The 9,228-nt window shown below is 63.3% G+C and carries 8 protein-coding genes and 1 pseudogene; 7 read left to right on the top strand and 2 right to left on the bottom strand.

Annotated features, from left to right (window positions below):
- From EN964_RS14895 to EN964_RS38550, 3 genes and pseudogenes are all read left to right on the top strand, one after another.
- Window positions 1-572: CoA ester lyase (locus tag EN964_RS14895; protein WP_127276485.1), on the top strand; the 572-nt coding region annotated here is incomplete at its 5' end.
- 25 nt (window positions 573-597) lie between these two features.
- Window positions 598-1,512, top strand: a pseudogene (locus EN964_RS14890) (MmgE/PrpD family protein); the annotation flags it as partial.
- A 1-nt stretch (window position 1,513) separates the two neighbouring features.
- Window positions 1,514-1,975, top strand: coding sequence for a hypothetical protein (locus EN964_RS38550; protein WP_306244649.1), 462 nt, complete (start codon window positions 1,514-1,516; stop codon window positions 1,973-1,975).
- 866 nt (window positions 1,976-2,841) lie between these two features.
- Here the strand turns inward: EN964_RS38550 and EN964_RS14885 are convergent.
- The gene (locus EN964_RS14885) at window positions 2,842-3,741 is read right to left on the bottom strand and encodes a LysR family transcriptional regulator (RefSeq protein ID WP_127269705.1); all 900 of its coding nucleotides are present in this window, start codon (window positions 3,739-3,741) and stop codon (window positions 2,842-2,844) included.
- A 188-nt stretch (window positions 3,742-3,929) separates the two neighbouring features.
- Here EN964_RS14885 and EN964_RS14880 point away from each other — a divergent pair, with 188 nt between their 5' ends.
- Both EN964_RS14880 and EN964_RS14875 read left to right on the top strand, forming a co-directional pair.
- A complete protein-coding gene (locus EN964_RS14880; RefSeq protein ID WP_127269703.1) occupies window positions 3,930-5,213 on the top strand; it encodes a serine hydrolase in 1,284 nt (427 codons plus the stop codon).
- A gap of 32 nt (window positions 5,214-5,245) precedes the next feature.
- The gene (locus EN964_RS14875) at window positions 5,246-6,127 is read left to right on the top strand and encodes an NmrA family NAD(P)-binding protein (protein ID WP_127269701.1); all 882 of its coding nucleotides are present in this window, start codon (window positions 5,246-5,248) and stop codon (window positions 6,125-6,127) included.
- A 318-nt stretch (window positions 6,128-6,445) separates the two neighbouring features.
- Here the strand turns inward: EN964_RS14875 and EN964_RS14870 are convergent, their stop codons facing one another.
- Window positions 6,446-7,018 carry a TetR/AcrR family transcriptional regulator gene (locus EN964_RS14870; RefSeq protein ID WP_127269699.1) on the bottom strand — a complete coding sequence of 191 codons (573 nt, stop codon included), beginning with the start codon at window positions 7,016-7,018 and terminating at the stop codon, window positions 6,446-6,448.
- An 87-nt stretch (window positions 7,019-7,105) separates the two neighbouring features.
- On the opposite strand from EN964_RS14870, the gene EN964_RS14865 reads away from it, so the two are divergent.
- Both EN964_RS14865 and EN964_RS14860 read left to right on the top strand, forming a co-directional pair.
- On the top strand, window positions 7,106-8,557 hold the full coding sequence (locus EN964_RS14865) for an amidase family protein (RefSeq protein WP_127273204.1): 1,452 nt from the start codon (window positions 7,106-7,108) through the stop codon (window positions 8,555-8,557).
- A 49-nt stretch (window positions 8,558-8,606) separates the two neighbouring features.
- A complete protein-coding gene (locus EN964_RS14860) occupies window positions 8,607-9,140 on the top strand; it encodes a DUF302 domain-containing protein (RefSeq protein WP_127269695.1) in 534 nt (177 codons plus the stop codon).
- Window positions 9,141-9,228: the final 88 nt, after the last annotated feature.

Raw genomic sequence — 9,228 nt, 5'->3', positions numbered from 1 at the left:
CCGTGCGGCGCCTTGACGGCGTCTCCGTCATGCTGCCCAAGGCCGAACGTCCGGAAGACATTGCCGATATGGCCAGGCACATGGCACGCAGCGTTTCCGTCATCGCGCTGGTCGAGAGCGCCGTCGGTCTCGCCAACTTGCCGGACATATTGGCCATGCCCAACGTCGTTGCCGTCGCCTTCGGCTCGGTCGACTTCTCGCTCGATCTCGGTTGCGCGCATGATCGGCTGATCCTGCTTGCGGCTCGTAACGAAATCGTCTGGCGTTCGCGCGCCGCTGGCCGGGCCGCGCCGATTGACGGCGTAACGACCGACCTGAACAGTCCCGAAATCACCGAGGATGACGCCCGCCACGCCATGAAGATGGGTTTTGGCGGCAAGATGGCCATCCACCCGAGGCAGATCGAGCCGATTCGCAGTGGCTTTCGCCCGAGCGATAATGACATCACATGGGCACGAGACATCGTCGGCGCAGCCTCGTCCGGCGAAGCTAGCCAGGTGAACGGCGAAATGGTGGATCGGCCGGTCATCGAGCGCGCAAGGCAGGTCCTGCGCCGGGCCGCTTTGGTCTAAAGGGCATGCAGGGGAGGAGCAACGGATGAGCCTGGACACCGCCGATTGGCCAACCGCCAGGCTCTGCGCCTTCATTGCCGAACTCGACTTCGAACAGATCCCGCCGCGCGTCGTTCATTTCGCGCAAGGATTGATGATCGACTGGCTCGGCTCGGCGCTGGCCGGCAAGGGCGCGCACCAGGTCGAGATGATCGACGGTTTTGCGCGTGCCATGGGGCCGGCGGACGGCCCAAGCACCATCATCCCGACGCGGCGGCGCACAAGCCCCTACTTCGCAGCGATGGTCAATGCGGCGGCCTCCCATGTCGTGGAACAGGACGACGTTCACAACGGCTCGGTCTTTCACCCGGCGGCGGTGATCTTTCCGGCCGTTTTGGCGGTTGCGGAGGCTGAGGAGAAGACCGGCCGCGAAGTCCTGACTGCCTGCATCGCCGGCTATGAAGTGGGCATTCGAGTGGGAGAATTCCTCGGACGCTCGCACTACGAGATATTCCACACCACCGGCACGGCTGGCGCAGTGGCAGCAGCCGCGGCGGTCGGCAGGTTGATCGGGTTGGACGCAGCCGGGCTCAACCATGCTGTCGGCTCGGCCGGTACGCAGGCGGCAGGTCTCTGGGAATTTCTGCGTGACGCTGCCGATTCCAAGCAACTCCATACCGCGCGAGCGGCCGCCAACGGTCTGTTCGCTGCCTATCTGGCGCGCGATGGCTTCAAGGGCGCCGCGCGGATCCTCGAAGGCCAGCAAGGAATGGCTGCCGGCATGTCCAGCGACGCCGATCCGGCCCGCCTGACGGACGGGCTCGGCAGCCGTTGGGCAACCGAGGAGACCTCCTTCAAATGGCACGCAGCCTGCCGGCACACTCATCCGGCCGCCGACGCGCTGCAGTCTCTCATGCGCCGCGAAGGGCTCGGTCCGGACGACATCACCGGCGTGGTGACCCATGTCCATCAGGGAGCCATCGATGTCCTGGGCGCGGTGGTCACTCCGCAAACCGTCCACCCAGGCGAAGTTCTCCATGGGCACGGTTTTGGGGCTGATCGCTGTTCACGGCGTCGCCGACCTCGACGCGTTCGAACACCACGCGCTTGCCGACGCCCGCGTCGCACGCTTCCGCGCGAAGGTGCGGATGGAACTCGACGCCGAGGTCGACACCCTTTATCCCAAGCAGTGGGTCGGCAAGGTGAGCGTCACGACGGTTGACGGCCGCAAATTCAATGCCCGCGTCGACGAGCCCAAGGGAGATCCCGGCAACACCCTTTCGAAACAGGAACTGGAAGCCAAGGCCATACGTCTTGCCGAATTTCGAGGCGGGGCCACCGCTGACGAGATGCGTCGCTGCATAGCCCGCATCTGGAGGCTCGGTCAGCCCGGGAGCACGGCGCACATATTTGCTGAGAGTTAGCCCGCTATCGCGCCGAAGGACTGCACCCGCCCGAAACGGATGGAACGAGCGCATTGCGGGCAGTTCGATTCCTTTCGCGCCGCCCCGTGTTGTAAAGCAGTTTGATCGGCAGTCCTCGGGAGCCCATTATAAATCAATGAATTCAAGGAGATCGACGGATTCGTCAACCTGATTTGGCTAACCGAGGCAAATAAAACACGATACCTTATTGATAAATAAGATAATGGTGGGCCCGGAGGATGTTTGGAAAATAAATCAAATCAAGCGGTTAGAGGTCGGTGGGACCGCGCAGCATTCAAATCTGTTCCAATGTTTTTCAATGTTTTTGTCCCACCACATGACGCCCGTAGGATCCAGAGCGACCTGGGTTCAGCTGCACGAACTCGGATGCCGACAAGGTCAAAGTTGCACCAAAAGCGGTTCTCCCTCAGGCCATCTCTAAATGTCGGGTTTGGGGCCGGAAGGAGACTGGCAGGTTCTGGAAAGCGAGGCCAAGAAGGCAGACTTACGCGGTAAGGCGCGCCGGGCATCCGGTGAATCACAGACATCCTGGCGTCAGATGAGATCAGGACCAAAGGCTGACGTGGCTGGGTACGGGAGACTTTGGACTTCCGTTGGCATGTGGTCTGTCGGCTAAAGATTTTGGCAAGTCATCACGAAAAAGCAGATAAGAGCCAATTCCGAATTTCAAGCGGCCCGACCAGGCGATGATATCCAGCGGCTGAGGCGTCGATTGCATTTCGGCCGCTCGACCGATGGTGACCGGCTCCCCGTCGGCTCATATGACCGATATGGAACACCATCATGCGAGGCAGCAAGCATTTTTTCCGGCGGCAGCTAGGGCCGTGCGGCAAGAATGCCCCGCGCTACTCCGCCGCGATCCGTTGAACAAAATCCAGAAAAGCGCGCACTTTTGCAGGCGGCATGTGGCGTGACGGATGATAGGCGTAAAGCGGAAACTGCTCGTCTGACCATTCCGCCAGGATCGTCGCGAGCGCCCCGCTCTCAAGCCACTCGTCCAGGCCGATGGCAAGGCTCTGGAATATGCCTTGCCCCGCGAGACCGGCCGCGACGGCGGCGGAGGGATCGTCCAAGACCAACCGCCCCGACGCCTTGATCTCGATGGCCCCGTTATCCCCTCGGAATTCCCAGGTGAACGGCCGCCCGGTCTGCGGGTCGCGGAATAGGATGCAATCGTGGTGCATCAGGTCGTGGGGCGTGGCTGGAATGCCGTGACGGTCGAGATAGCTTGGGGCGGCACAGGTAAGCACCGGGACGTCCAGCAGTTTGCGCGCGATCAGCGAGGATTCGTCCGGCGGACCGAAGCGCACGGCGACATCCGCGCCGCTCATCAACTCTTCGCGATAGTTGCTGGTGGTCAGATCGAGCGACAGTGCGGGGTAGCGTGCCAGGAATTCACCGATCCTCGGCGCCAGCACCATTCGCGCGAACCAGGGATCGATCGATACCCTGAGCCGCCCGCCCACGAATGCCGCCGAACCGGCGGCTTCGGAGGCCGCCTCCTCCAGTCCGGCCAGCAGCGGCATTATCCGGGCATGGAAGCGCGCGCCCTCCTCCGTCAGCGCGACCTCGCGCGGATTGCGGTCGAACAACCTGACACCGACACGTTGTTCGAGCCTCGCCACCGCACGGCTGACCCCCGATGGCGTGAGACCGAGAACATCCGCGGCCCGCACGAAATTGCCCGCTTCCATCACCGCCCCGAAAACACCGACCCCGGTCAGCAGCCGCGTGTCGAAACTCATGCCCTAACTCCGTTGCAAGGTCGATGATCGTTAATAGCCCATCATGATGATTTTGAGTCATCTTATCTTTGATCTTATTGCGCGTGAATCATCGCGTCGCTTCCCATAGATGATTTTTGAGCGCCGGGACGGCGCCGGCGGCACACCGGACCGCGGAAGTCTCCGACCTTGCGAGAAGGAATTCATCCATGAATGCGATCTCACGCAGAAGCCTGTTGGCGCGTGGCGGCCTTTTGCTGGCGGCGGGCGCCGCCGCGGTGAACACGCCGGTTCACGCACTGGCGGCCAACCGGCAAGCGCGGTCCGGCAACTTCAAGTCCATCAACATGGCCATGGAACAGGCGGTGCGCGACGGGATCGTCGCCGGCGTCGTTGCCACCGCGGCAGGACCAGACAGCATGATCTACGAAGGAACCTTCGGAAAGGCCAGTACGGCCACCGGAGCAACGATGCGCGCTGATACGGTATTTTGGCTGTTGTCCATGACGAAGGCCTTCACCGCCACGGCCTGCATGCAGCTAATCGAGCAGGGCAGGATCAATCCCGAGGACGATGCGGCGAAATATCTGCCGGAACTCGCCAATCCGATGGTGCTGGAGGGCTTCGACGGCCACGGCCAGCCGCGCCTGCGCCCGGCCAAGCTGGCCATCAAGGTGCGTCACCTGCTCACACACACCTCCGGCTATACCTATTCGATCTGGAGCGATGCACTAACCCGCTACGAGAACGTCACCGGCATGCCGGACATCGCCACGTGCAAGAACGGCGCCTTTCTGGCACCGCTCGAATTCGATCCCGGCGAACGCTGGCAATACGGCATTAGCATGGACTGGGTCGGAAAGCTGGTTGAGGCGGTCAGCGACCAGTCTCTGGAAGTCTATTTCCGCGAGAACATCTTCGCCCCGCTCGGCATGACCGATTCAGGCTTCCTGATCGGAAGCAAGCAGAAGGCCAGGGTCGCCACCTTCCACAACCGTCGCGAAGACGGCGGCCTGACGCCCGCGCCCTTCGAAATGCCCCAGCGGCCGGAATTCTTCATGGGCGGCGGCGGCGGCTTCAGTACGCCGCGCGACTACATGGCCTTCCTGCGGATGCTGCTGAACGGAGGCACTCATAAAGGCGTACGGGTGCTGAAGCCGGAAACGGTCGCGTCGATGATGCGCAACCAGATCGGCGACCTCGACGTCCATGCCATGAGGACTGCCCAGCCTGCCTATTCGCAGAGCTTCGACCAGTTTCCCGACGAGCCCCACAAGTGGGGATATTCGTTCGACATCAACACGCTGCCCGGTCCGAACGGTCGGTCGGCAGGCAGCATTTCCTGGGCCGGCCTGCTCAACTGCTATTTCTGGCTCGACCCGGTCAGGAAGGTGACCGGCGCCATCTTCACCCAGCTCCTGCCCTTCTACGACCAAAAGGTCGTGAAGCTCTACGGCACATTCGAGCGCGGCCTCTACGACGGCCTCGCCTGATCCATCCCGATTTCAACACAAGGAGACATATCATGTATGCGATTACAGGAATAACTGGCAAGGTCGGCGGCGCGCTGGCGAAAGCCCTGATCGAAGCCGGAGAACCGGTCCGTGCGGTGCTGCGCGATCCCGCCAAGGCGGAAATCTGGCGCAAGCGCGGGTGTGAAATCGCCTTCGCCGAGATGGGCGCCGCCGCCCAGCTTGCTGCCGCCTTCAAGGGCGCCACTGGCGTTTTCATTCTGCCGCCGTCGGAATTCGACCCTGCGCCCGGCTATCCGGAAGCGGCCAAGCAGAATGAGGTGCTGACGACCGCTCTCCTTGCTGCGCGCCCGGAAAGGGTCGTCTGCCTCTCCACCATCGGCGCCGACGGGGAAGTGGACAATCTGTTGAGCCAACGGGCGATGCTGGAAGAAGCCCTCGGCGAGCTCGATTTTCCCGTCACCTTCCTGCGGCCCGGCTGGTTCATGGAAAATGCGGCCTGGGACGTCGCGCCGGCCCGCGACGAAGGCGTGCTGCACAGCTTCCTCCAGCCGGCTGACAAGACCTTCGCCATGGTGGCGACGCAGGATATCGGCCGGCTTGCCGCCGATCTGATCCGCGAGGGGTGGACCGGCAAGCGGGTCGTGGAACTTGAAGGCCCGTCGCGGGTCTCGCCCAACGATCTCGCCAATGCCTTCGCGTCGGCACTCGGGCATCCGGTGCGGGTGGAGATCGTCCCGCGGGAAAGCTGGGAGGGCCTGTTCCGTGCCCAGGGTACGCGTAACCCACAGCCGCGCATGCGCATGCTCGACGGCTTCAACGAAGGCTGGATCGACTTCAAAGATAACGGACAGAACAGCGTCAAAGGCAAGACACCTCTTGTGGAGGTGATCGCGGCGCTTGTCCGGCAAGCCGCCGCGACCGAGGCCGTTTGATTCCACCCTGAAAACACAGCAGACGGCACGGACATCCGCCGCCGCCCCCCTCGCAACCTGAAAGGAACTATGATGGAACGGCCGTGTAACGAGAATGCGGACACACGACCAACTGGTGCCCCCGAAATTGGCCGAAGCGACCCTTATCGGGGCTATGCTGGAAACAAAGGCTGCCGGCCTAGCTCCTGCGGCTCGGATCGCTATCGGCGCCGTAACCGGCCGTCCTGCACCGACGCTGGGGCGGCCGTCTTCCGTAACGGACGTTCAGCCCGCAGGCCGCGAGTGGGCCGGTCACGGCGCTGTCCAGACGGGGCGCGCCTATCGACGCAGGCGCTTCCTTGCACGTTCAAGGATTTCCTCCGATAGTGGCGTCCCCGACGCGATTCGGGCCAAGGTCATTGCGCCGATCATGGTGGCGTAGTCCACCATGGCTTCGCCGCGGGCCTCCCCAGAAAATCGATCTTCGACCAGCGCGTCGATCATCTCTTCGACGACAGCCACCGCCGCCGCCCGCGTCTTACCTGAGGACCGGGCAGCTTCGCTCCCCAACGCCGCCATTGGACAGGTAGGCGTACCCGCATCGCGATGCTCAGGGGACAGGTAGCGGTCCAACGCAGCGTTCCGCCCCTTTTCTGCCCGGACCTTCCCGAGCATGTCCGCAGATGCGTTGCCCGCAGCGACGAGCGCCTCGGCTATCAGCTGCTCCCTGTTGCGAAAATGCTTGTAGAAGCCGCCGTGGGTGAGGCCGGCGGCAGCCATAACGTCCGAGAGACTGGCCCCGGCGATGCCCGTGCGCCGGATGCAGTCTGCGGCCGCGGTGACGATGGCGCGCCGGGTTTCAGCGGCTTCCTTGTTTGACTTCCTCAACGACGCTTCCTCGCTACCGCTCACGAACGAGCCTTGACAGGTTAGATGTTATATGACATCCAAATAGATGTCATGCAACATCTAACTGATTACTAATGAGAGGAGAGGCTCATGCTGAACCAGCAGACCAGAGCCATCGATGCCAATGTGCCAGAAGCGGTAGAACTCACACGGCTGGGCGTGTCGGGCGCGGCGGAAGCCATTCGCCGGGGCGAGATCAGCGCCGAAAACTATGTTTCTGCCCTTCTCGCCAAGGCGCGGCGGAAAGAGGGCCTGAGAGCTTTCATCACCCTGGACGAGCCTGGCGCCCTCTCCGCAGCCCGCGAAGCCGACAAGGCCCGCGCCAAGGGCGTGAACGCGCCGCTGCTCGGTGTTCCCCTCGGCATCAAGGACAGCTATCTCACGGCCGGCTTGCGCACGACGCTGGGAGTCGGTTCGCTCAGAGACTTCCAGCCAACTGAGGACGCGGACGCCATTGCGACGCTCAAGGCGGCGGGCGCGATCGTGCTTGGGAAGACCAACCTGGTCGAACTTTCCTATGGTTTGACAGGCGACAACGGCCCTTATGGCCAGGTCGGAAACCCGCATGCGCCCGACCATGTAACCGGCGGTTCGTCGAGCGGTTCGGCGGCGGCGGTCGCCGCCGGCCTCGCTCCGGCGACGCTGGGCGGGGACACGATCGGGTCAATCCGCGTCCCCGCCTCCCTATGCGGCGTCGTGGGGTTCAAGCCGACAACCCGCCGCTGGCCGCGCGCAGGGGTCGCGCCGATCTCTCACACACTCGATACGACGGGGGTCTTCGCCCGAAGCGTCGAGGATTGCGTCCTGATCGATCAGGTCGTCACCGGTGCGCCGGCGGCGGAGCTGGACTCTCGCGCCGATCTCAAGGGGACCCGTTTCGCCTTTGCGCCGCGCCAGTACCTGAACCCAGTGGACCCCGAGGTCGAGGCGCGGTTCCGCAACACGCTCCTGCGCCTCGCCGAGGCGGGGGCCGAAATCGTCGAGATCGATCTCGGTGGGGACTTCCAGGCGCTGGCCCTTCGGACCACGTGGAGCCTCTTCTTCCGCGAGACCAAGGCCTCGCTGAGCGACTTCCTGGAGCGACACGCGATCCCCGTCGCCTTCAAGGATCTGCACGTGGGTCTGCGCGCAGGCGTCAAGGACGCCTGGGACCACTTCGTCATACCCGGCGCGCCGGGCTACCTGAGTGAGCAGGCTTATCACGCCCTGACTGCCGACCGCCTGGCGGTGAAGGAACGCATGAGCGAGATTTTCACGCGGCATGGTGCCCACGCGCTGATCTTCCCGACGACGCCCTGCACGGCACCGAGGGTTGAGCGCCAGATGCAATTCACCGTGGGCGGCCAGGCGGTTGATTTCCGGGCATTGGCCAACAACACCATTCCCGCCAGCGCTGCTGGACTACCCGGGCTCAGCCTGCCGATCGGCCTTGACAGCCATGGCCTCCCGATCGGCCTCGAGCTCGACGGGCCAGAAAGCGAGGATCGCGCGCTCCTTGGTCTCGCGGCGCGGGTGGAGAAGGTCCTCAGGGCAAGTCAATAACCTTCTAATCGCTCTCGAAATCCCGCCCCTCATCATTTGGAGACAGCCAATGGCCACCCCCACGGTCGAGACACGCCCGTTCACAAACGAGCACATCACCATCCGATCCGCCAATCCCTTCACCGAGACGAAGGCCAGGCTTGAGAGCCTCGTCCCGCGGATCGACGATGGGATATTCACACTACTGCGATACGGCGAGGCCGAGCGCGCTTTGCGCGAGCTCGAAGCTTCGGCGAACCTGTCGATTTTCGGCTTCCGGGACCATGGCGCGCTGTTGGCGATCGCAGGCCAGAAGCGGCGCTCCATCCAGTATGACATTGGCAACCCGCTTACGGCCTCGAAGATGACCCGCCACCAGCTTTCCGCCGGGATTTACGCACCCATCCGCGTCCTGTTGCGAGAGGACGGAGAAGGCTCGGCGTTCGAGTACGACCGGCCCGCCGCCGTTTTCCGCCAGTTCGGCGACCCGCTGGTTGACGTCGTCGCGCAGCGTCTCGACCAGGAACTGCAAGCCGTGCTGCAAGCTGCGGCGGCCTCAGGTTCTGAAGACGCACAGCCGCACGTGGAAGGAAGGGCTTCGTGATGCCGAAACAACAGCGCCGCGTCATTCTGATCAACACCTTCCGGTTGAAGGCAGAAGAGCCGGCGGAATTGATAGCTCTGCTAACCAA

Origin of the sequence: Mesorhizobium sp. M7A.F.Ca.CA.001.10.2.1 (assembly GCF_003998575.1) — a bacterium.
GTDB lineage: Bacteria > Pseudomonadota > Alphaproteobacteria > Rhizobiales > Rhizobiaceae > Mesorhizobium.
Note: the sequence above shows the minus strand (reverse complement) of the source record. Positions and strands in the feature narration are given on the sequence as shown.